We start from the raw sequence: 22,396 nt of genomic DNA on the forward strand, positions 1-22,396 counted from the left end.
CGGCTCCCGGACGCGTGCGGCGGTAGCGGAACATTAGACTCGACAGACCCGGCAACGCTCGAACAGCACATCTCAGCTCTACTGCAAGGAGGCACGGGTGCCGCTGCTGACCCGCATCACGGGACCGCGCGATCTGGACCGTCTCAGCCCCGAGGAGCTGAACCAGCTGGCGGGAGAGATCCGAGGCTTCCTCGTCGAAGCAGTCTCCAAGACCGGCGGCCACCTCGGCCCCAACCTGGGCGTGGTAGAGCTCACCATCGCCCTGCACCGTGTCTTCGAGTCCCCCCAGGACAAGATCCTCTTCGACACCGGCCACCAGAGCTACGTGCACAAGCTGCTCACCGGCCGCCAGGACTTCGAGAAGCTGCGCACCAAGGGCGGCATCTCCGGCTACCCCTCGCGCGCCGAGTCCGACCACGACGTGATCGAGAACAGCCACGCGTCCACGGTCCTCGGCTGGGCCGACGGCCTCGCCAAGGCGAACGAGGTGCGCGCCAAGGACGACCACGTCGTGGCCGTCATCGGCGACGGCGCGCTGACCGGCGGCATGGCCTGGGAGGCGCTGAACAACATCGCCGCCGCCAAGGACCGCCCCCTGGTGATCGTCGTCAACGACAACGAGCGCTCCTACGCGCCCACGATCGGTGGCCTCGCCAACCATCTGGCGACCCTGCGCACCACCGACGGCTACGAGCGCTTCCTGGCCCGTGGGAAGGACTTCCTGGAGCGCACGCCGGTCGTCGGCAGGCCGCTCTACGAGACCCTGCACGGCGCCAAGAAGGGCCTGAAGGACTTCATCGCCCCGCAGGGCATGTTCGAGGACCTCGGCCTGAAGTACGTCGGCCCCATCGACGGCCACGACATCGAGGCCCTGGAGTCCGCCCTGCAGCGCGCCAAGCGCTTCGGCGGCCCGGTGATCGTGCACTGCCTCACCGAGAAGGGCCGCGGCTACAAGCCCGCCGAGGAGGACGAGGCCGACCACTTCCACGGCATCGGCCCGATCCACCCCGACACGGGCCTGCCCATCGCCGCGGGCGGCATGGACTGGACGTCCGTCTTCGGCGAGGAGATGGTCAAGCTCGGCCACGAGCGCGAGGACATCGTCGCCATCACGGCGGCCATGCTCCAGCCGGTCGGCCTGGAGAAGTTCTCCAAGGCGTTCCCCGACCGCGTCTACGACGTGGGCATCGCCGAGCAGCACGCGGCCGTCTCCGCGGCGGGCCTGGCCACCGGCGGCCTGCACCCGGTCTTCGCGGTCTACGCGACGTTCCTCAACCGCGCCTTCGACCAGCTCCTGATGGACGTGGCCCTGCACAAGTGCGGCGTCACCTTCGTCCTGGACCGCGCGGGCGTCACCGGCACGGACGGCGCCTCGCACAACGGCATGTGGGACATGTCGATCCTGCAGTGCGTGCCGACCCTGCGCATCGCCGCCCCGCGCGACGCCGACCAGGTCCGCCTCCAGCTGCGCGAGGCCGTCGCGGTCGACGACGCCCCGACCGTGGTGCGCTACTCCAAGGGCGCGGTCGGCCCGGCGGTCAAGGCCGTCGGCAAGGTCGGCGCCATGGACGTGCTGCGCAAGGCCGCCACCGGCAAGCCGGACGTGCTCCTCGTCTCCGTCGGCGCGCTCGCGCCGATGTGCCTGGAGATCGCCGACCTCCTGGACAAGCAGGGCATCACCACCACCGTCGTCGACCCGCGCTGGGTCAAGCCGGTCGACGAGGCGATGGCCCCGCTCGCCGAGAAGCACCGCGTCGTCGTCACCGTCGAGGACAACTCCCGTGCGGGCGGCGTCGGTTCGGCCATCGCCCAGGCCCTGCGCGACGCGGGCGTCGACGTCCCGCTGCGCGACTTCGGCATCCCGCCGCGCTTCCTCGACCACGCCTCCCGCAAGGAGATCCTGGCCGAGATCGGCCTGACGGCCCCGGACATCGCCCGGCAGGTCACGGGCCTGGTGGCCAAGCTGGACGGCAGGTTCGAGCGGACCGCCGCCGCGGCCGTGGACTCCGTGGAGCCCGCGCGGGACTGACGTCAACACGCACCGCCGACGGGCCGGTTTCAGCACCCTGTACGGGTGGTGGGACCGGCCCATTCGCGTGAATAGGCCCGCGCCGGAGCTTTCGGGGTACTCGCCCTCTCGATCATGTCGGGGACGACAAGCGTGGGAGGTACGCCCGTGAGCAGCAGTCTCTTCAGGACGAAGAGCGTCGAGCAGTCCATCCAGGACACCGAGGAACCGGAGCACGCGCTCAAGAAGTCGCTGTCCGCCCTCGACCTCACGGTCTTCGGCGTCGGTGTCATCATCGGCACCGGCATCTTCGTGCTGACCGGAAAGATCGCCAAGGAGACGGCGGGGCCCTCGGTGGCCCTCGCCTTCGTCGTCGCGGGACTCGTCTGCGCCCTCGCGGCGCTCTGCTACGCCGAGTTCGCCTCGACGGTGCCGGTCGCCGGGTCCGCGTACACCTTCTCGTACGCCTCACTCGGTGAGTTCCCGGCCTGGATCATCGGCTGGGACCTGATCCTGGAGCTCGCACTCGGCTGCGCGGTGGTCGCGGTCGGCTGGTCGGGCTACCTCCGCTCGCTCCTGGACACCGCGGGCATGCACCTGCCACAGGCGCTGAGCGGCACGCACGAGGGGAAGTTCGGCTTCGACCTGCTGGCCTGCCTGCTCGTGCTGGTCCTGACCGCCATCCTCGTCGCCGGGATGAAGCTGTCCTCGCGGGTCACCAACGTCATCGTCGCCGTCAAGGTCACCGTGGTCATCCTGGTCATCATCGTGGGCGCCTTCCTCATCACCGGCGCCAACTACGACCCGTTCGTCCCGCCGACCGAGCACCCGGACGGCGGGGGCGGCATCACCGCGCCGCTGGTCCAGCTGATCTTCGGCTTCACCCCGTCGAACTTCGGCGTGATGGGCATCTTCACCGCCGCGGCCGTCGTCTTCTTCGCGTTCATCGGCTTCGACATCGTCGCGACCGCCGCCGAGGAGACCCACAACCCGCAGCGCGACGTGCCCCGCGGCATCCTCGGCTCGCTCCTCATCTGCACGATCCTGTACGTCGCCGTCTCCGTGGTCGTCACCGGCATGCAGAAGTACACCGAGCTCTCCACGGACGCCCCGCTCGCGGACGCCTTCAAGGCCGTCGGGCACCCCTTCTGGGCGGGCGTGATCAGCTTCGGCGCGGCCGTCGGCCTCACCTCCGTCTGCATGATCCTGCTGCTCGGCCAGACCCGGGTGTTCTTCGCGATGAGCCGCGACGGGCTGCTGCCCCAGACCTTCTCCAAGGTCCACCCCACGTTCGGCACGCCGTACCGCTCGACCATCCTGCTCGGCGCGATCGTGGCGGTCGTCGCGGGCTTCACCTCCATCGACGAACTGGCCGAACTGGTCAACATCGGCACGCTGTTCGCCTTCGTCGTGGTCGCCCTCGGCGTCATCCTGCTCCGCAAACAGCGCCCCGACCTGCCGCGCGCCTTCCGCACCCCGCTGGTCCCGTTCGTGCCGGTCCTGTCGGTGCTCGCCTCGCTCTGGCTGATGCTGAACCTGCCGGCGGAGACCTGGCTGCGGTTCGGCGTCTGGATGGTGCTCGGCGTCGTCATCTACTTCGTGTACGGGCGTTCGCACAGCCGCCTGCACCTCCGCGCCGCGCGCACCGGCGACCCACAGTAGTCGCCCGCTGTTCGGCAGGCATTCCACTCCGGCCCCGTATGTCCCGATCCGTCGGGGGATGCGGGGCCGGATAGCGTGCACCGTATGCTCGCCCCGCCGTCCCCACCACTACGCTCCGTACCCGCCCCCCGGGTGCCGGGCCCGCGCGAGGAGCGCGCCTGCGAAGGGGGCGCCGGGGAGCCGTACTGGTCCCGCCTGCTCCCGCTGCTCGCCGCCCTGGCGTGCGTGACCCGGCTGCCCTCCTTCCGGGTACCGCTGTGGAGCCCGGACGAGGGCTATCTCGCCGTCCAGGCGCGGATGTTGACCCACGGCGGCGAGCTCTACGAGACGGTCGTCGACCGCAAACCGCCCCTCGTGCCCTGGCTGTACGCGGGCAGCTTCGCGCTGTTCGGCGACGACTCGCTGCTCCCGGTGAAGATCCTCGCGGTGGCCGCGCAGCTCCTGACGGCGGTGCTCCTGGTCTCGCTGGCCCGGCGCCGCTGGGGCGACGGCGCGGGCCGCCCGGCGGGCGTCCTGTACCTGCTGATCTCCATCGGCCTGAACCCGGAGGACGCCCAGGCGGCCGCCTTCGAGGTCTTCATGCTGCCGTGCACGGCGGCCGCCATGTGGTGTGCGGACCGCCGCCGGTGGGGCGCCGCGGGCGCCGCGGTGGCCTGCGCCTTCCTCGCCAAGCAGACCGGCGGCGCGGTGCTGCTCCCGGTCGCCTGGCTGCTGTGGCGGGCCGGCGCGCCCCGGCGGGACGCGTGGCGGCTGACGGCCGGCCTCGGCGCCCCCGTCCTGGCCGCCGCGCTCCTGACGACACCCTCGGGCTTCCTGTTCTGGACGGTGACGGGCTCGGGCGCGTACGCCTCCTTCACCGGCTCCGAACTCCACGTCCTCGTACGCGGGTTGGTGAACGCGGCGGTCCTCGCGACGGCCTGCGCGGGCCTCGTCCCGCCCGTCGTGCGCGTGCTGCGCATCGCCCGCACCGGGGCGGCCGACCTGTGGCTCTGGCTCGCCGCGTCGGCGGCCGCGGTCCTGCTCGGCTTCCACTTCTTCGGCCACTACTACCTGCAACTCACTCCGCCCCTGGCCCTGTTGGCGGCGGCGGCGCTGCAGATCCTGCCGCGCGAGCGGACGGTGCGGGCGGTCGTCGTCTCCGGCTGCGCGTGCACGGTCTTCCTGGCCTGGGGGCTCCTCGCGCCGCGCCCCGAACTCGCGCACGCCGCCCGCCTGGCCCAGACGGTCAGGGCGCACACCGGTCCGGGGGACCGGGTGCTGTTCTGGGGGATGCACCCGGAGGCGTACTGGCTGGCGGGCCGCGCCCCCGCGAGCCGCTACCTCACGGCCGGTTTCCTCACCAACTACAGCGGCGGCAGGAACGGCCCCCAGGTGGGCGAGAAGTACGCGGTCGAGGGCGCCTGGCCGGTCTTCCGCGAGGAGCTGGGACGCCACCCCCCGGCGCTCGTGGTCGACGACTCCCGGGGCAAGCCGTACGCCCCGGCCCGGGTGCCGTCGCTGCGACGGATCCTCGCGGTCGGGTACGAGGCGGTGGCGCGGGTGGAGGGGGCGGTGGTGTACGCGCGGCTGCCGGCCGGGATCACGAGCGGTCCCGGCCCTCCCGCTGCCAGCCGCGCGTGACCTTCGCCAGCTCCCCGACCACGGCCCGCGCGTGCGCGCCGTCCTCGCGGATCCTGGGCCCGAACTCGACGTGCAGGAACGGCACGTCGTGCGCCGAGGCGGCCCGCCCCTGCACGTTGGAGCGGCCCGCGAGGGGGCACGACCTGGTCCAGGCCCGGCAGACGTCCCAGCCCTGGTCCCGCAGGGCGTCGGCGAGGGCCCGGCCCTCGGTGCGGGCCTCCCTGCCCCGGCCCGTGGAGGCGACGACGTCGTGGTCCGGCGCCGTGTCCTCGGCCATGCCGTGCAGTTGGAGGCCGGGCAGCCCGCGCCGGACCAGTTCGTCGCAGACGGCGTGGAACACGGTGTCCCTGCGGTGGGCGACGTCCGCCGCGTCCCCGCGCCCGGCGTCGCGGTGCGCGCCCGCGAGGACCAGCACGCCGCCGGGGGAGCGGCGCATCAGCTCCGCGCCGAGCCGTTCGGTGTCGCGGTCCGCCACCGGGTGCGGGATCTGCACGGACCAGCGGGCGGGGGAGTCGAGGTCGACGTAGACACGGCCCCAGCCGCGTGGCGCCGCGCCGTCCTCGGAGCGGTCGGCGATCTCCGCGTACCGCCGCCCGGCGGCCTTGTCGGTGACCGTGCGCACCGCGAGGTCCACGTCGGCCAGGCGCCGTTCGGCCTGCGGGCGCCGGTGGTCGAGGAGCAGCGCGACGCCCGCGGCGACCGTGCGCCGGTCGGTGGGCGAAGGGCGGCGGTATCCGCTGTCCTCATTGAATCCGGCGGTGTACGCGGAGATCAGATCGGTCAGGGTCTCGCCGCTCCCGTCGGTCCGCCCGTCGGGCGCCGCGGTCGAGCGATCCCCGTCCGACCTGGGCTTTTCACCGTCCTGCGAGGAGCTCCCGCCGCACTGCGCGAGAGTGAGGACGGCTGCGGTGACGAGGCCGAGGACCCCGGCCTTCCTCGTGATCGGTGTCGACCGGGTGCGGGAGCGCTTCATGATTGTATAAAGATAGCCCTGTGATGACACGTCCCTTCCGCAGGCATCTCGTGACCTGTGCAGCCTCCTCGCTCCTGCTGCTGGCCGGCACCGCCTGCGGTCCTTTCGGCAGCGACGACAAGCCCGCCGCCGACGGCGGCCCCTCGTTCACCGTCGCCGCCGCGGGCGACATCCTCATCCACCCGCAGCTGACCGAGCAGGCGCGCAAGGACGGCAAGGTCACGGGCAAGGGGGTCAAGGGCCTGGACTTCGGGCCGATGATGGCGGGCGTCCGGCCGGTCATCAGCAAGGCCGATCTGGGCATCTGCCACTTCGAGCCGGTGGTCGGCAAGCCCGGCGGCCCCTTCCAGAGCTACCCCGACTTCCTGGTGCCGCCGCAGATCGCCACGGCGATCAAGGGCGTCGGCTACGACCAGTGCTCGTCCGCGTCCAACCACACGCTCGACCACGGCCCCGCCGGGGTCACCCGCACCCTGAACACCCTCGACAAGGCGGGGCTGCGGCACACCGGTTCGGCGCGCAGCGCGGCCGAGGCGGCCAAGCCGCTCATCACCGAGGTGAAGGGCGTGAAGGTCGCGCAGATCGCCTTCGCCTTCGGGTTCAACGGCCGCGAGGTCCCCAAGGACAAGCCGTGGATCGTGAACCAGAACGACTTCGGCGCGATCGCCGCCGCCGAGAAGAAGGCGCGCGCCGCGGGCGCCGAGGTCGTCATCCTCAGCATCCACTGGGGGCGTGAGAACCAGCCCAACGCCAGCGGTCCGCAGCTGAAGCTCGCCCGCAAGATCGCGCAGGAGACCGGGATCAACCTGGTCATCGGCCACCACGCGCACGTCGTGCAGCCGATGGAGAAGGTCGACGGCACCTGGATCGCGTACGGCCTCGGCAACCAGATCGCCCGGCACGACGTGCCCAGCGGACTGACCGAGGAGGGGGTCATCGGCTGGTTCGAGTTCGTCAAGCGGGGCGGGAAGTGGGACGTCGACGCCAAGTACGTGCCCACGTTCACGGAGATCCCGCCGGACCCGGACGAGACCGGCGCCCTGCCCAAGGGCGCGGTCAAGGACCACCGGCTCGTGGACGTCGCCGCCGCCCTGCGGGACGACAAGAACCTCAGCGAGCAGCAGCGTTCCCGCTACCGGCTCGCCTTCGAGCGCACCCAGGGCACGCTCCTGAACCGCGGGGCGAGCAAGGACGGACTCGAACCGCTGGAGGAGCTCCCCGGCGACTGACGCGGGGTGGGGCGGGACGGGACGGTCGGCGGGGACCGGCGTGAACACGCGGGCGTCGCCGACCGGAGTTCGGCTCAAACTCGCGTCCGACGCGATCTAGCTCACATTTTATTCGCTTCGTACATCCCTCTCCCGGGTACGCACGTCTGACCTCTCCGGAACGCATCACCGTGCGTTCCCGCACCCCGCGTCACTCCAGGAGAGGAGCCCCCCTTGGCCGCTTCGCGTTCGAAGCGGCGGCACAAGGTCCGCCGAAGGACCGACATGTCCCTGCTGGGAGGCATACGTCCCCCCATCGCCGTGCTGTCGGTCCTGCTCCTCGCCCTCGCGGGCATCACCGCCCTCACCCTCGGCAGGGCCGGCCAGGAGGCCGTCCCCAAAGCCGTCAAGTCGTCCCAGCAGCACTTCGCCGAGGACGGCGCCATCGCGCTGCGCGCCTCCATCGACGAGTCCGTCACCGACCTGACGCGGACCGCCGAGCTGTTCAGCGCGGGCGAGCCCGTGCCCGCCGACGCCGTCCTGGACAAGACGGGCAGCGTCTACCAGAAGTGGATGGGCACGGCGATCGTCGAGATCGCCTCGGGCAAGCTCCTCGCCGCCCGCGGCGAGAACCTCCCGCTGACCGCCATCGACCGCGGCGAGCTCGCCGGCAAGGACGGCCTGGCCCCGCGCATGGTGCGCCTGGAGAACGGCGAGACCCGCCTCCTCTCCTTCGCCCTGCTCACCTGGAAGGGGCAGCCCCAGCAACTGCTCGTCGCCTCCAGCAGCCTGCGCTTCCCCGGCATCAGCCTCGGCAAGTTCCGCTCCATCGCCGTCGTCGACCAGGACGGTCACCTCCTGAGCACCGACGGCATCCCCGAGCCCGAGCAGGTCCTCACCGACCTGCAGCGCGAAGAGGTCGCCCAGTCCAACAAGCAGCTCAAGTCGTTCGCGGCGAGCGCCGCGAAGAAGGCACGCACCCACCCGCTGATGTCCAAGGAGCCCGGCTCCGGCGGCTTCCTCGGCGTCAGCGGCCACCTCACCGGCGAGCGCTACCTCGGTGAGCGCGCCGTCGCCGGCTACGCGACCCTCGCCGCCCCCGAGGCAGGCGAGTCGACCGTGGCCACCCGGCTCGGCCTCACCGTCGTCGCGATGGTCCCGGTCGCCGAGGACCCGACGGCCAAGAGCGACTCGGCCTTCGGCCTGATCGCCGCGGGCGCCCTGCTGCTCATCGGCGGGCTCACCGTCTTCCTGCTCCTGCGGACCGTGCAGCGGCCGCTGATCCGGCTCTTCCTGGAGGGCCGCCGCCTCACCCGCGGCGACGTCGACCGGCCGGTCTCCGTGCCGCGCTACGGCGAGGCCGCCCGCATCGGCGCCGCCCTCGAAGCGCTGCGCCGCCAGCTCACCGGCGAACCCGCCACCCGCCAGGACAAGCCCGCCCGCCGCCGCAGGTTCGGCTCCCGCACCCTGATCGCCGTCTGCGCGGTGCTGCTGCTCGCCTGGTCCGCACCGCTCCTGCTGCTGCTCAACCGGGCCGGCGACACCGTCGTCGTACCGCAGCAGATGGTCAACGACCAGCGCGAGCGCACCGACACCCTCACCGACCGGGTCCGCCGCGCCCTCAACGAGGGCCACGCCGACCTCACCTCGGTCGCCACCCTCATGGGCGACCGCACCGAGTCGTCGGACATGGCCAAGGTGCTCCAGAGCACCATGAACCAGCACGGCCGCTACCAGTCCCTGTACGTCCTCGACGCGGGCGGGAAGGTGCTCGCCAAGGCGGGCGACGACCCCCGCAGCCCCTCCGGCAAGGGCCCCTCCGGGAAGCCCCTGCGGGTCGTCGACGAGGGCGGCAAGGAGCCGGTGATCATCGGCACGGCCGAGGTGCCGGGCCGCGGGGGAGCCGCCGTCGTCGGCGAGTTCCGCATCGACTTCCTCAACTCGCTGCTCAAGCGCCCCGGCCTCGGCAAGGTCCGCGTCGTCGACGACGAGCGCAAGGTGATCGGCGCCAACACCGGCTACTTCGAGTTCGAGGACCTGCCGGGCCGCCGCCTCAACGCACTCGCCGAGGGCACCGGTCAGAAGGTCGGCCTCAGCCCCCGCCCCAGCGGCGTCCTCTACCGCGACGGCGACGACATCCAGATCGCGGCCGCGGCCCCGTTCGTCGGCGGCGGCGCGGCCGGAACGCTCGGCTGGACCGTGGTCAGCTGGCAGCCCGCCTCCGGCCTCGCCATCCCCGAGTACAGCTACCAGAACCGCACGGTCCTTGCGGGCCTGCTCGGCATCACCGCGGCCGCGGCCTGCCTCGGCTGGCTGCACATCGTCGTCGTACGGCCGCTGCGCCACCTCGCGGACCAGGCGGAGGCCCTCGCCGACGGGGACCGCAGGACCGTCCTCTACCCGCGCCACCACGACGAGGTCGGCGCCGTCACCCGCAGCCTCGAACTCATCAGGCAACAGCTGCCGACGGGCACGCAGCGCAAGCGGGACGGCGTCACGGCCGGCCTCGCCGGAAGGAACTGAACCCCCGTGCTCTTCCTCTACACCGTTCTCGTGGTGTGCTGCGCCATCCTGCTCGCGGCCGGCGTCGTCGAACAGCGGCGGCACTTCGCCAGCCTGGAGCACATCCCCACCCGGGTCCTGGTCAACGGCATCCGCGGCAAGTCCTCCATCACCCGCCTGTGCGCGGGCGCGCTGCGCGGCGGCGGGCTGACCACGGTCGCCAAGACCACCGGCACCGCCGCCCGGTTCATCCACCCCGACGCCACCGAGGAGCCGGTCTACCGCAAGTTCGGCATCGCCAACGTCGTCGAGCAGATCGGCATCGTGCGGCGCGCCGCCGCCTACGACCCGGACGCCCTGGTCATCGAGTGCATGGCGGTCATGCCGGCCCTCCAGGAGATCAACCAGTCCAAGCTGATCCGCTCCACCATCGGCGTGCTCTGCAACGTCCGCGAGGACCACCTCGCCGAGATGGGCCCCACCCTCGACGACGTCGCCCGCTCGCTCTCCCGGTCCATGCCGGAGGGCGGCATCTGCGTCACCGCCGAGCAGGACCGCTTCGACATCCTCAAGGAGGAAGCCGACGCGCGGAACTGCGAGCTCATCTACGCCGACCCGGAGACGGTCACCGACGACGAGCTGCGCGGCTTCAGCTGGTTCACCTTCAAGGAGAACGTGGCGATCGCGCTCAAGGTCGCCGAGCTCGTCGGCGTCGGCCGCGAGGTCGCCCTCCAGGGCATGTACGACGCGCCGCCGGACCCCGGTGTCCTCTCCGTCGAGCGGTACGCCACCGAGGACGGCAAGAAGCTCCGCTTCGCCAACGTCTTCGCGGCCAACGACCCCGAGTCGACGCTGATGAACATCAACCAGCTCCTCGACCTCGGCGCCATCCACCGCCCGCTGCACGTCGTCATCAACTGCCGCCCCGACCGCGTCGAGCGCAACGGCCAGATGGGCGAGATCATCCCCGACCTCCGGCCGGAGAAGGTCTTCGTCATCGGCCACCCGGCCAAGTCCGCCATCGACGCGATCCCCGCCGACTGGCGCTCGCGCGCCGTCGACCTCGGCGGCGACCGGCGCGACCCCGAGGAGTTCATGCGCGAGATGCTCGCGCAGCTCGGCGCCGACTCCTCGCTCGTCGCGATCGGCAACATCCACGGCCAGGGCGAGCTGCTCCTGGAGCACCTCGCCGAACTGCCGGCCGACGAGAGCGAGGAGCAGGCCCCCGAGGAGCCCGCGCCGTTCTACGAGCCGCACGTGGACCCGTACCAGCACTACCCGGAGGCGTACGAGACGCGGTACGCGCCGGTCCACACCCAGCCGATCCCCGTCGTCCAGCAGCTTCCGCCGGGCGTCCACGTCCCCGTACAGCGCACTCCGGACCAGCCGTACGAGCCCTACGCGCCGCAAGAGCACCACCAGCAGCAGTACGAGCACCAGCAGTACGAGCAGCACCAGCACCAGCAACACCAGCAGTACCAGCAGTACGAGCAGCACCAGCAGTACGTGTCCCAGGAGGGCTACGCGCCCCCGGAACCGCGTCCCCAGCCCCCCGCGCCCCGCGGCCTGTTCGAGCCGCGCGTGCCGCCCGTACCGCCCGCCGCAGACGACAACCAGCAGTGGCACAGCCCAGGAGAGCCCCGTTGATTCCCTCCGTCCTCACCCCCGAGATCGCCGCGGTCGGCATCGCGCTCGGGCTGCTCTTCTCCCTGGTCTGCTACCTGACGACCAACCTCTCGCCCGGCGGCATGATCACGCCGGGCTGGCTCGCGCTGACCCTCGTCGAGGACCTGCAGCGCGCCGCCATGGTGGTGGGCGTCACCGTCCTCACCTACGTCTGCACGCTCCTCATGCAGCGCTTCGTGATCCTCTACGGCAAGCGCCTGTTCGCCGCGGTCGTGCTGACCGGCGTGGTGCTCCAGGCCACCGTGATGATCGTGCTCTCCCTCGAGTTCCCGCTCATGTACAGCAACCAGACCCTCGGCTTCATCGTGCCGGGTCTGATCGCCTACCAGCTGGTCCGCCAGCCCAAGGGCCCCACCCTGCTCGCCACGGGCTCGGTGACGCTCATGGCCTACGTCGTCCTCACCGCCGGGATCCTCCTCGGCTTCATGCCGTCCGCCTGATTCCCAGGAGTCATTCATGCCGCCCAAGAAGAAGCGTCCCGTCGTGCACGCGGCGACCGTGCTCGCCCTGCTGGCGGGCAGCGCCTACCTGACCGTGGAACTGCGCAAGGACGAAGAGGCCAAGGCGCCGAAGGTGCAGGCCGTCACCGACACCCCCGGGCTGCACAGCAGCACCGGCCAGGAGGGCGGGAAGCTGAAGTGGGAGCGGCTCAAGGGTCCCGAGCGCTCCGTCCTGCGCACCGAGAGCGGCAAGGTCCTCGCCACGTTCACGGACGGCGCCCGCACCGCGACGCTGACCGGGCCCAGCCGCACCTTCACCGAGCCCGCCAACACCAAGTCCCGCGTCGTGACCAACGACTGGGTGCGGCTGATGCCGGAGATCTGGCGCGAGGGCGCGGAGAAGGAGAAGTGGTTCAAGGACTGGTACAAGGAGTTCTCCGGCAGCGAGGAGGACGACATCTTCGCGATGGCCTTCCAGTACGTGGAGGGCGCCCCGGTCAAGAAGGACGACGAGGGCATCGCGTACGCGGGTGACGCCAACTTCGGCCCGCTGAACCCCGACGGCAGCTCGGGCAACGACCTGCGCCTGGAGCAGTCCGACTTCTTCGACTACCTCGGCATCCCGTACACCTTCCGCAACGGCACCACCGAGCAGCCGGAGAAGATGCGGGCCCGCTCCATGGACTGCTCCGGATTCGTCCGGACCGTCTTCGGCTACCGCGCCCGCTACCCCCTGATGGCCAACGACCAGGCCGGCGACGGCCTGCCCCGCACCGCCAACGGCATGGCGCGCGGCAAGGCCGGCACGGACGTCATCGAGCTCAAGGGAGTCTCCGCCGCCGACCGCCCCAAGTCCATCGACGTGGTGCAACCCGGCGACCTGGTCTTCTTCAAGCTCGACGCCCGCACCAAGCAGCGCCTCGACCACGTCGGCATCTTCCTCGGCCACGACGCGGACGGCCACAAGATCTTCATCTCCAGCCGCGAAGAGGTCAACGGCCCGACGATCGGCGACAAGGGCGGCACGTCACGCCTCGACGGCAACGGCTACTACGCCTCGACGCTGCGCAGCGCGAAGCGCCTGTGACGGTACGCGCCCCTCAGAGCCTGTCTTTGAACCCCCGCCTGTGCCCCGACGTCCGGCACGCACGCTCGGCGCACGGAGTCCAAGGACAGGTGGCTCCGCCACATGACCTCGGACTCCGCACACCGATCGCACGCACCGGACGCCGCTGCACCCGCGCTCCGCGCGGACGACGGGGGTTCAAAGACAGGCTCTCAACGGGCGCGTACCGCCCTCGGGCCCACGCACTCGGCCCCCACCTCGCCCACCCTGCGGCGCAGTTCGCGGTCGGCCGTGACCACCACGCACGGCCGGCCCGCCGCCCCGGCGGCCAGCTCCACGATGCGGTCGTCACCGACGGCGGGTGCGGAGTCGACCGCCACGCCGGGCACCGACTCGACGCCCCGCGCGGCCCCCTCCACGACGAGGACGAGCTCCACCGGCCCCGGCAGCCCGGGCAGACCTTCTTCGGCATACGGGACGAGCGCGTCCCGCAGCCGTTCCGCGGCCCCGCGGCGGTCCTTCCACCATCCGTCGGGCACGGATCCGACGACGTTCGCGGCATCGACGACGACCAGAGTTCTCATCCGGCAAACGTAAACTAATAGGCAAAACACTGTGCGTCCGTGATCGTGGAAGGGGTGGCGCCGGGTCATGCCGTCGAGGTCCACCAGCACCGGTGCCCCGGACACCGCACGCTGGCTGCTGCGCGGCCGGGACGGCCGGCTCACCGCATACGCCCGCGCCGAGGGAGGGCTCCTGCGCTGGACGGAGACCGCGCCCGGCGGGCCGGACTGGAGCGGCCCCGACTTCTTCGAGGCGCCCGGCCTGACCTACCTCACCCTCGCCCAGGGCGGCGACGGGTACGTGCACTTCCTGGGCCGCAGGGAGCGGCGGGACGTCCCGGGGGAGGAGCCCGGCAAGACCGTCGTCGACATCGTGCACTCCATCCAGTACCAGTCGGGCCGCCCGCTCATGGACTGGCGCTCGGTCGGCAACCCGCACACCAAGCGCCTCGACCGCGCCCCGTCCCTCGGCGCGCCCGCCGCGGCGGTGGACGCCGCGGGCACCGTCCACGTCTTCGTGCGGGACGCGGTGGGCAGCGTCCGGATGCGCCGCGAGGGCAAGGGCGGCAAGTGGGAGGGGTGGCAGGACTTCAAGGTCCGCGACACCCTGGACGGGATCGCGGCGCTCGCCACGTCGACGGGGCGCGTGGAGGTCCTCGCGCCGGGCGGCAAGGCCACCCTGCGCTGGGCCCAGGAGAAGCAGGGCGGCGAACTGCTGCGCGCCGACGACGTCCCGCCCGCCCCCGTCCCCGGCTCCGGCACCCTCCTGGAGACCGCCCCCGACCGCCTCACGTACTACGCGGCCGACGCCCTCGGCGACGGCGTCCTCGCCCACCGCCCGCAGAGCGGCCCGGCCGCGGTGCCCCTCGGCGGAGCCCCCGGCCCCGGCCCCACGGCGGCCGTCCGGACCACCGTCGACGGCCACGACTGCACGGTCGTCGCGCACCGCACGCGAAGCGGCCGCCCGGGGCTCGCCGGGTTCCCGACGGAGGACGAGGGGGCGGGCCTGTGGTGGGCCGAGACCGGCGAACCGTGCCTGGGCGCCCCGTCGTTGGCGATCGACGCGCGCGGCCGGGTGGTCATGGCGGCGATCGGCCTCGACGGCACGCTGCGCCTGGCCCGCCAGAAGGCGGAGCCGGGCCTCGCGCTGGAGGCCTGGTCCCGCGTGTGACGGAACGACGGTGGACGGAACGACGGTGGGCCGTACGGGACAACTCCCGTACGGCCCACCGCTGTTGCTGTGCGTGTGTCGCTGTGCGTGTTACGCCGGGACGCTCGCCACGCCCTGCGCGAGGAACCGCTTGCCGGTCACCCGCTCGCTGACGCCCTCACGGTCCAGGTACGGCGTGATGCCGCCCAGGTGGAAGGGCCAGCCCGCACCGGTGATCAGGCAGAGGTCGATGTCCTGCGCCTCGGCGACGACACCCTCGTCGAGCATGAGCCCGATCTCCTGCGCCACCGCGTCGAGCACGCGGTCGCGGACCTGCTCCTCGGTCAGGACGGAGTCGCCCTGCTTCAGGAGCGCGGCGACCTCGGGGTCCAGCTCCGGCTTCCCGCTGTCGTACACGTAGAAGCCGCGCTTGCCCGCCTTGACGACGGCCGCGAGGTTCGGCGAGACGGTGAAGCGCTCCGGGAAGGCGCGGTTCAGGGTCTCGGAGACGTGCAGGCCGATGGCCGGGCCGACCAGTTCGAGGAGGACCAGCGGCGACATCGGCAGACCGAGCGGCTCGATGGCCTTCTCGGCGACGGCGACCGGGGTGCCCTCGTCGATGACGTTCTGGATCTCGCCCATGAAGCGGGTGAGGATGCGGTTCACGACGAACGCCGGGGCGTCCTTGACCAGGACCGCGGTCTTCTTCAGCTTCTTGGCGACACCGAAGGCCGTGGCCAGCGAGGCGTCGTCGGTCTGCTCGCCGCGCACGATCTCCAGGAGCGGCAGGATCGCGACCGGGTTGAAGAAGTGGAAGCCGACGACCCGCTCGGGGTGCTTCAGCTTCGACGCCATCTCGGAGACGGACAGCGACGAGGTGTTGGTGGCGAGGATGGCGTGCGCCGGAGCGACCGCCTCGACCTCCGCGAACACCTGCTGCTTGACGCCGATCTCCTCGAAGACGGCCTCGATGATGAAGTCGGCGTCGGAGAAGCCCTCGGCCTTGTCCAGGACACCGGAGACGAGCGCCTTCAGGCGGTTCGCCTTGTCCTGGTTGACCCGGCCCTTGAGGAGCAGCTTGTCGATCTCCTCCTGGACGTAGCGGACGCCCTTGTCGACGCGCTCCTGGTCGATGTCGGTCAGGACGACCGGCACCTCGAGGCGGCGCAGGAAGAGCAGGGCGAGCTGCGAGGCCATCAGACCGGCGCCGACGACGCCGACCTTGGTGACCGGGCGCGCCAGGTTCTTGTCCGGGGCGCCCGCGGGGCGCTTGGCGCGCTTCTGCACGAGGTTGAACGAGTAGATGCCCGCGCGCAGTTCACCGCCCATCATGAGGTCGGCGAGCGCGACGTCCTCGGAGTCGAAGCCCCGCTGCAGGTCGCCGTCCTTGGCGGCCTCGATGATCTCCAGGGCGCGGTAGGCGGCCGGAGCGGCGCCGTGCACCTTGGAGTCGGCGATGGCACGGCCGCGCGCGACGGCGGCGTCCCAGCCCTCGCCGCGGTCGACCTCGGCGCGGACGACCTCGACCGAGCCGTTGAGGACGGAGGCCGTCCAGATCAGCGACTGCTCGAGGAAGTCGGCGCCCTCGAACAGCGCGTCGGCGATGCCGAGCTCGAAGACCTGCTTGCCCTTGAGCTGACGGTTCTGGTTCAGCGAGTTCTCGATGATGACCGAGACGGCCTTGTCGGCGCCGATCAGGTTCGGGAGCAGCGCGCAGCCGCCCCAGCCCGGGACCAGGCCGAGGAAGACCTCGGGCAGCGAGAACGCGGGCAGCGCCTTGGAGACGGTGCGGTAGGAGCAGTGCAGCCCGACCTCGACGCCACCGCCCATCGCGGCGCCGTTGTAGTACGCGAAGGTCGGCACGGCGAGGCCGGAAAGCCGCTTGAAGACTTCGTGCCCGCCCTTGCCGACGGCGAGCGCGTCCTCGTGCCTCTTCAGCAGCTCGACGCCCTTGAGGTCGGCGCCGACGGCGAAGATGAACGGCTTGCCGGTGATCCCGACGCCGACGATGGAGCCCTCGGAGGCCTCCTTCTCGACCTGGTCGATCGCGGCGTCGAGGTTCGCCAGCGAACCGGGGCCGAAGGTGGTCGGCTTGGTGTGGTCGAAGCCGTTGTCCAGGGTGATGAGGGCGAAGCGGCCCGCGCCCCGGGGGAGGTCGAGGTGGCGTACGTGCGCCTGCGTGACGACCTCGTCGGGGAACAGCTCGGCCGCACCCTTCAGGAGCTCAGCGGTGGTGGTGCTCACTTGTCGCCTCCGGCGTCCTTGTGGTTCGGGTTCTCCCAGATGACCGTGGCGCCCATGCCGAAGCCGACGCACATGGTCGTGAGGCCGTAGCGGACCTCGGGCTGCTCCTCGAACTGCCGCGCCAGCTGCGTCATCAGGCGTACGCCGGACGAGGCGAGCGGGTGGCCGAAGGCGATGGCGCCGCCGTACTGGTTGACGCGCGCGTCGTCGTCGGCGATGCCGTAGTGCTCCAGGAAGGCGAGGACCTGCACGGCGAAGGCCTCGTTGACCTCGAAGAGGCCGATGTCGGAGATGTCAAGACCCGACTTGGCGAGCGCCTTCTCCGTCGCCGGGATCGGGCCGTAGCCCATGACCTCCGGCTCGACGCCCGCGAAGGCGTAGGAGACCAGGCGCATCTTGACGGGCAGCCCGTTCTCGCGGGCGAACTCCTCGGAGGCGATGAGCGAGGCGGTGGCGCCGTCGTTGAGACCGGCGGCGTTGCCCGCGGTGACGCGGCCGTGCGTGCGGAAGGGGGTCTTGAGGCCCGCGAGGTTCTCCAGGGTCGTCCCCGGGCGCATCGGCTCGTCGGCGGTGGCGAGGCCCCAGCCGGTCTCCCCGGCCTCCTCGTTGGTGCGCCGTACGGAGATCGGCACGAGGTCGGCCTGGATCTTGCCGTCGGCGTACGCCTTGGCGGCCTTCTCCTGCGAGCGCACCGCGTACTCGTCGGCGCGCCGCTTGGTGATGCTCGGGTAGCGGTCGTGGAGGTTCTCCGCCGTCATGCCCATGAACAGCGCGGACTCGTCCACGAGCTTCTCGCTCACGAACCGCGGGTTGGGGTCGACACCCTCACCCATGGGGTGGCGGCCCATGTGCTCGACGCCGCCGGCGACGGCGATGTCGTACGCACCGAAGGCGACGCTGCCCGCAACCGAGGTCACGGCGGTCAGGGCGCCGGCGCACATGCGGTCGATGGAGTAGCCGGGCACGGACTGCGGGAGCCCGGCGAGGATGCCGGCGGTGCGGCCGATCGTCAGACCCTGGTCGCCGATCTGCGTGGTCGCGGCGATGGCGACCTCGTCGATCTTGGCGGGGTCGAGGTCCGGGTTGCGGCGAAGGAGCTCCCGGATGGCCTTCACGACGAGGTCATCGGCACGGGTCTCGTGGTAGATGCCCTTCGGGCCCGCCTTGCCGAACGGGGTGCGGACGCCATCCACGAAGACGACGTCCCTGACGGTACGAGGCACGTTGGCTCTCCTCCAGGGTGCGGTGCGCCTGGCGGCGCGCTTCCGAGTCCACCCTACTTGCCGGTAACTACGCGGCCAAGGGCTCCCTCCGGGAGGCGAAGGTCACACTTGGGACGCCCCTCGGTGGGTCGGGGGCGCGCTCCTCCTGTGTGTGCTTGGGGTTGTCCGGGTGGGGGGTGGTCGGGGGGCCTTCGGTGTGTGGGGGTGCGGGCTTTCGAGGGGCCTTTGGTGTGTGGGGGTGCGGCTGTCGAGGGGCCTTTGGTGTGTTGGGGTGCGGGCTGTCGAGGGGGCCGTCGTGTCTTTGGGTGGGTGTTACCTGGGGGCCCTCCAATCCCTGGGGGCGTGCTCCCCGCGGGGACCTCGCGCCTTTCGGGTGCGCCCCCGCCCATTCGCGAGCACCCCTCCCTCCAGGCGCCGCCGACCAGCGCCCTAGGGGCCCTGGCCTGGCCCGACCTCGGCACGGGCGCCGATGGGTCCCCCGCACCGACAGGTCCGGTAGGAGCCCGCCCGCTGCGCGGCGGTCCGTGCCCGCCCACCCACCCGTTCACCCCGCACCGACAGCTGCTGTAGGGACTTCCGCTGCGCCGCGGTCGCCTGCCCGCCCGTTCATCCCGCACCCATGGGACCCGTAGGGGTCCCTCCCGCTCTGCGGTGGCCGCCTCCGGCTCGCCCGGCGCCGATAGTCCCTGTGGGCCTTACTTGCTGCGCGGTGGTCGCGCACCCACCCACCCACCCGCCCGCTCCGCGGCGGCCCTCTCCCACCCGCCCACCCGTTCACCCCGTACCGGCAGGTCTCGTAGGGCTCCGCCCGCTGTGCGGCGGGCCCTTACCGCCCTCCCGCCCATTCACCGGTACCCCGCAGGTCGCGCAGGAGCCCAGCCTGCTTCGCGGCGGTCCACGCCGCATCGAGGGCGACTGCCCGCCACCCACCCGGCACCGGCGGCGCCTGAAGGGGGCTCCGCCAGCCGCGCGGTGTCGTCCGCCAGCCAACCCGCCCGTACACTCCGCGCCCACAGTTCCCGTAGGGGCCTCGCCCCTCACCCCGCACCCGCACCCGCAAGGCCGCCCCCCGCCCCCGCAGCAGCCCCCAAACAAGCCCACCCACCCACCTCGCTCACCCTGCGGTGCGGGGCAAACGGGTGGGTGGGTGGGTGGGAAAGATCCGCCGCGAAGCGGCGGGGCAGTGGGTGGGACCGAGGCGGCTCGGGGTGGGCCTGAGCTCAGCGGTCCAGGGCCTGGGGGCCGAGGCCCCCAGGCCCCAGGGGTGGGGCTCAGAGGTCCTAGGTCTGGCGTTCACGCCGAGGGGGACGAGATCTGGGGGCCGGGTCCGCCTGAGCGCAGCGGCCCAGGCGCTGGGGTCCGGCGCGGGTTCGAGCTCAGAGGCTCAAGGCCTGCGACTCACGCCCACGGGGCCCGCAGATCTGGGGGCCGGGCCGGCGCCCAGGCGCTGGGGTCCGGCGCGGGTCCGAGCCCAGAGGCCACGGCCGGGGCATCGAGGCTCAGGTCCCAGACCGATACGCGGCGCCCGGACTCGAAGCCCCAGACCGGTGAGCGGTGACCGGGGCCCGGTGAGAGGGGCCCGGTGTCCGGGGCCGGAGCCCCACGTCCCGAGAGCGGGCGCGCGGGGCGACCCCGGGGCTCAAGCCCCGCGCCCACCCCAACCCCGCCCACTCAGGAAAGCGCCCCCACCAAAACCGGCGCCACCTGCGAGATCTGCCACGGCCGCGCCCCGTACGCCGCAAGCGCGGCGGACACCGAGTCCTGGTCCACCTGAGCCGGAGGCTCCCAGCAGACGCGGCGGACCGTGTCCGGAGTGATCAGGTTCTCCTGCGGCATGTTCAGCTGCTCCGCCACCGCGGAGACCGCCGCCCGCGCCGCGGAGAGCCGCGCCGCGGCGGCGGGGTCGCGGTCGGCCCAGGAACGGGGCGGGGGCGGGCCCGTCACGGTCTGGCCGGGCTGCGGCAGCTCCGCGTCGGGGAGCGCCTTCGCCCGGTCGACCGCCGCCTGCCACTGCTCCAGCTGGCGCCGTCCCATGCGGTGCCCGAAGCCCGTGAGGCCCGCGAGCGCGTGCACATTGGGCGGCAGCGCGAGCGCGGCCTCGACGATCGCTCCGTCGCTGAGCACCTTGCCCGGCGAGACGTCCCTGCGCTGCGCGATCCGGTCGCGGGCGGTCCACAGCTCCCGTACGACCGCCATCTGCCGGCGCCTGCGCACCTTGTGCATGCCGGACGTCCGGCGCCAGGGGTCCTTGCGGGGCGGGGCCGGCGGCGCGGAGGCGATGGCGTCGAACTCCTCGCGGGCCCACTCCAGCTTCCCCTGCCGGTCGAGCTCCTTCTCCAGGGCGTCGCGCAGGTCGACGAGCAGCTCGACGTCGAGCGCGGCGTACCGCAGCCAGGGCTCGGGCAGCGGCCGGGTCGACCAGTCGACCGCGGAGTGGCCCTTCTCCAGTACGTATCCGAGCACGCTCTCGACCATCGCGCCGAGTCCCACCCGGGGGAACCCGGCGAGCCGGCCCGCGAGCTCCGTGTCGAAGATCCGCGACGGAATCATGCCTATCTCCCGCAGGCACGGCAGATCCTGGGTGGCCGCGTGCAGGACCCACTCGGTGTCGCCGATGGCCGCGTCGAGGCCGGAGAGGTCGGGACAGGCGACGGGGTCGACGAGCGCCGTGCCGGCGCCCTCGCGGCGGAGCTGGACGAGATAGGCGCGCTGGCCGTACCGGTAGCCGGAGGCGCGCTCGGCGTCGACGGCGACGGGGCCCGTGCCCGCGGCGAACGCGGCGACCGTCGCGGCGAGGCCCTCCTCGTCGGCGATCACCGGCGGGATGCCGTCACGCGGCTCGAGCAGGGGGATCGGCAACCCTTCCGAAGAGAGGCCGTCGTCGTCCGGAGGGGCGCCTCCGGTGGTTCGCAGTGAACTGTCTGCTGCGGTCTCTTGGGCGTCGGTCACCTGTCAAGGGTATCTGTGTATGGACAGCGCCCGTCGACGGAACGTTCCGTCGACGGGCGCGATAGGGGTGTAAATGAGTCAGTGGATGATTCCGGTTCGCAGTGCGACCGCCACCATCCCGGCTCTGTCACCCGTGCCGAGCTTGCGCGCGATCCGGGCGAGGTGGCTCTTCACGGTCAGGGCGGACAGGCCCATCGAGACGCCGATGGCCTTGTTGGACTGGCCCTCCGCGACCAGGCGCAGCACCTCGACCTCACGGCCCGACAGTTCGCGGTAGCCGCCGGGGTGGCTCGGGGCGCCCGGAGGGCGGCGGTGCATGCGGGCGGCGGCCGAGCCGATGGGGGCGGCGCCGGGACGGGTGGGGAGTCCGACGTTCGTACGGGTGCCGGTGACGACGTAGCCCTTGACGCCGCCCGCGAGGGCGTTGCGCACGGCGCCGATGTCGTCGGCGGCGGAGAGGGCGAGGCCGTTGGGCCAGCCCGCGGCACGGGTTTCGGAGAGGAGCGTCAGGCCGGAGCCGTCGGGGAGGTGGACGTCTGCGACGCAGATGTCCCGGGGGTTGCCGATGCGGGGACGAGCCTCCGCGATCGACGAGGCCTCGATGACGTCGCGTACACCGAGCGCCCACAGGTGGCGGGTGACGGTGGAACGGACGCGGGGGTCGGCCACGACGACCATGGCGGTCGGCTTGTTCGGGCGGTAGGCGACCAGGCTTGCGGGCTGCTCGAGGAGAACGGACACCAGGCCTCCTGGGTGGGGGACGGGAGGGACCGGCTCGGGGAGGAAGCCGGGACGAACCGTGCTTTCAAGGTCACAAACCTCTTCGGCACCAAACGCATCCGCCTTTAGGGAATGATCACGATTTGGTGAGAGAGAATTGGGGCAATTCGGACATGCGCTCGATCATCCGAAGATCAAACCGAACACGCCCTCTTCCGGGTGACCCCCCACGGCCCCACCCCGCGGCACGCGGTCGCGGGGGTGACGGGGCAGCGACCGTTCCGGCCCGGGAGCCCGGCCCGGCCCCCACGGGGCCACTCGGCCGCCCGCTCAACGGCCGCACGGCGACCGGCCGAGCACCCACCACGGGTCACGCTCCACC

Annotated in this window: 15 protein-coding genes; 9 read left to right on the plus strand and 6 right to left on the minus strand. The window is 72.1% G+C overall.

All coding sequences use genetic code 11. The annotated features are described in order from the left end of the window. Window positions 1-97 precede the first annotated feature (97 nt). From dxs to ACZ69I_RS28375, 3 genes are all read left to right on the plus strand, one after another. Window positions 98-2,029 carry a 1-deoxy-D-xylulose-5-phosphate synthase gene (dxs, locus tag ACZ69I_RS28365; RefSeq protein ID WP_467680207.1) on the plus strand — a complete coding sequence of 644 codons (1,932 nt, stop codon included), beginning with the start codon at window positions 98-100 and terminating at the stop codon, window positions 2,027-2,029. A gap of 114 nt (window positions 2,030-2,143) precedes the next feature. Next, complete coding sequence (locus ACZ69I_RS28370; RefSeq protein ID WP_470835430.1) at window positions 2,144-3,670, plus strand: amino acid permease; 1,527 nt, start codon at window positions 2,144-2,146, stop codon at window positions 3,668-3,670. Window positions 3,671-3,754: 84 nt separating this feature from the next. Next, a complete protein-coding gene (locus tag ACZ69I_RS28375; protein ID WP_470835431.1) occupies window positions 3,755-5,290 on the plus strand; it encodes a glycosyltransferase family 39 protein in 1,536 nt (511 codons plus the stop codon). On the opposite strand, the gene ACZ69I_RS28380 is transcribed toward ACZ69I_RS28375, so the two are convergent. Next, complete coding sequence (locus ACZ69I_RS28380) at window positions 5,250-6,263, minus strand: hypothetical protein (protein ID WP_470835433.1); 1,014 nt, start codon at window positions 6,261-6,263, stop codon at window positions 5,250-5,252. The genes ACZ69I_RS28375 and ACZ69I_RS28380 overlap by 41 nt on opposite strands. A gap of 23 nt (window positions 6,264-6,286) precedes the next feature. Here ACZ69I_RS28380 and ACZ69I_RS28385 point away from each other — a divergent pair, with 23 nt between their 5' ends. The 5 genes from ACZ69I_RS28385 (at window position 6,287) to ACZ69I_RS28405 (ending at window position 13,186) form a co-directional block, all read left to right on the plus strand. After that, window positions 6,287-7,492 carry a CapA family protein gene (locus ACZ69I_RS28385; RefSeq protein WP_470835434.1) on the plus strand — a complete coding sequence of 402 codons (1,206 nt, stop codon included), beginning with the start codon at window positions 6,287-6,289 and terminating at the stop codon, window positions 7,490-7,492. Window positions 7,493-7,756: 264 nt separating this feature from the next. Further along, a complete protein-coding gene (locus tag ACZ69I_RS28390; RefSeq protein ID WP_467680216.1) occupies window positions 7,757-9,994 on the plus strand; it encodes a cache domain-containing protein in 2,238 nt (745 codons plus the stop codon). Between the two features lie 6 nt (window positions 9,995-10,000). After that, the gene (gene pgsB / locus ACZ69I_RS28395) at window positions 10,001-11,620 is read left to right on the plus strand and encodes a poly-gamma-glutamate synthase PgsB (RefSeq protein ID WP_470835437.1); all 1,620 of its coding nucleotides are present in this window, start codon (window positions 10,001-10,003) and stop codon (window positions 11,618-11,620) included. Continuing rightward, window positions 11,617-12,099, plus strand: a complete 483-nt coding sequence (locus tag ACZ69I_RS28400; protein ID WP_055564848.1) for a poly-gamma-glutamate biosynthesis protein PgsC/CapC — start codon at window positions 11,617-11,619, stop codon at window positions 12,097-12,099. The genes pgsB and ACZ69I_RS28400 overlap by 4 nt, the downstream gene beginning before the upstream one ends. A gap of 16 nt (window positions 12,100-12,115) precedes the next feature. After that, on the plus strand, window positions 12,116-13,186 hold the full coding sequence (locus tag ACZ69I_RS28405; protein ID WP_467680221.1) for a C40 family peptidase: 1,071 nt from the start codon (window positions 12,116-12,118) through the stop codon (window positions 13,184-13,186). Window positions 13,187-13,377: 191 nt separating this feature from the next. On the opposite strand, the gene ACZ69I_RS28410 is transcribed toward ACZ69I_RS28405, so the two are convergent. Further along, on the minus strand, window positions 13,378-13,749 hold the full coding sequence (locus tag ACZ69I_RS28410; protein ID WP_467680223.1) for an NTP pyrophosphohydrolase: 372 nt from the start codon (window positions 13,747-13,749) through the stop codon (window positions 13,378-13,380). A gap of 67 nt (window positions 13,750-13,816) precedes the next feature. Here ACZ69I_RS28410 and ACZ69I_RS28415 point away from each other — a divergent pair, with 67 nt between their 5' ends. After that, window positions 13,817-14,899 carry a hypothetical protein gene (locus ACZ69I_RS28415; protein ID WP_470835439.1) on the plus strand — a complete coding sequence of 361 codons (1,083 nt, stop codon included), beginning with the start codon at window positions 13,817-13,819 and terminating at the stop codon, window positions 14,897-14,899. Window positions 14,900-14,989: 90 nt separating this feature from the next. On the opposite strand, the gene ACZ69I_RS28420 is transcribed toward ACZ69I_RS28415, so the two are convergent. The 4 genes from ACZ69I_RS28420 to ACZ69I_RS28435 form a co-directional block, all read right to left on the minus strand. Beyond that, window positions 14,990-17,122 carry a 3-hydroxyacyl-CoA dehydrogenase NAD-binding domain-containing protein gene (locus tag ACZ69I_RS28420; RefSeq protein WP_467680227.1) on the minus strand — a complete coding sequence of 711 codons (2,133 nt, stop codon included), beginning with the start codon at window positions 17,120-17,122 and terminating at the stop codon, window positions 14,990-14,992. Next, window positions 17,119-18,345, minus strand: a complete 1,227-nt coding sequence (locus tag ACZ69I_RS28425) for a thiolase family protein (RefSeq protein WP_467680229.1) — start codon at window positions 18,343-18,345, stop codon at window positions 17,119-17,121. Before ACZ69I_RS28425 ends, ACZ69I_RS28420 begins: the two co-directional genes overlap by 4 nt. A gap of 1,671 nt (window positions 18,346-20,016) precedes the next feature. Continuing rightward, a complete protein-coding gene (locus ACZ69I_RS28430; protein WP_467680231.1) occupies window positions 20,017-21,294 on the minus strand; it encodes an HRDC domain-containing protein in 1,278 nt (425 codons plus the stop codon). Between the two features lie 78 nt (window positions 21,295-21,372). Continuing rightward, the gene (locus ACZ69I_RS28435) at window positions 21,373-22,035 is read right to left on the minus strand and encodes a response regulator transcription factor (protein ID WP_030687574.1); all 663 of its coding nucleotides are present in this window, start codon (window positions 22,033-22,035) and stop codon (window positions 21,373-21,375) included. Between the last annotated feature and the right edge of the window lie 361 nt (window positions 22,036-22,396).

It is taken from the genome of Streptomyces sp. NPDC036815 (assembly GCF_055609205.1).

Excerpts from the sequence above, each read along its gene's own strand:
- ACZ69I_RS28370 (WP_470835430.1), top strand. The coding sequence starts at position 2,144 with ATGTCGGGGACGACAAGCGTGGGAGGTACGCCCGTGAGCAGCAGTCTC.
- ACZ69I_RS28375 (WP_470835431.1), top strand. The coding sequence starts at position 3,755 with ATGCTCGCCCCGCCGTCCCCACCACTACGCTCCGTACCCGCCCCCCGG.
- ACZ69I_RS28380 (WP_470835433.1), bottom strand. The coding sequence starts at position 6,263 with ATGAAGCGCTCCCGCACCCGGTCGACACCGATCACGAGGAAGGCCGGG.
- ACZ69I_RS28385 (WP_470835434.1), top strand. The coding sequence starts at position 6,287 with ATGACACGTCCCTTCCGCAGGCATCTCGTGACCTGTGCAGCCTCCTCG.
- ACZ69I_RS28390 (WP_467680216.1), top strand. The coding sequence starts at position 7,757 with ATGTCCCTGCTGGGAGGCATACGTCCCCCCATCGCCGTGCTGTCGGTC.
- ACZ69I_RS28405 (WP_467680221.1), top strand. The coding sequence starts at position 12,116 with ATGCCGCCCAAGAAGAAGCGTCCCGTCGTGCACGCGGCGACCGTGCTC.
- ACZ69I_RS28410 (WP_467680223.1), bottom strand. The coding sequence starts at position 13,749 with ATGAGAACTCTGGTCGTCGTCGATGCCGCGAACGTCGTCGGATCCGTG.
- ACZ69I_RS28415 (WP_470835439.1), top strand. The coding sequence starts at position 13,817 with ATGCCGTCGAGGTCCACCAGCACCGGTGCCCCGGACACCGCACGCTGG.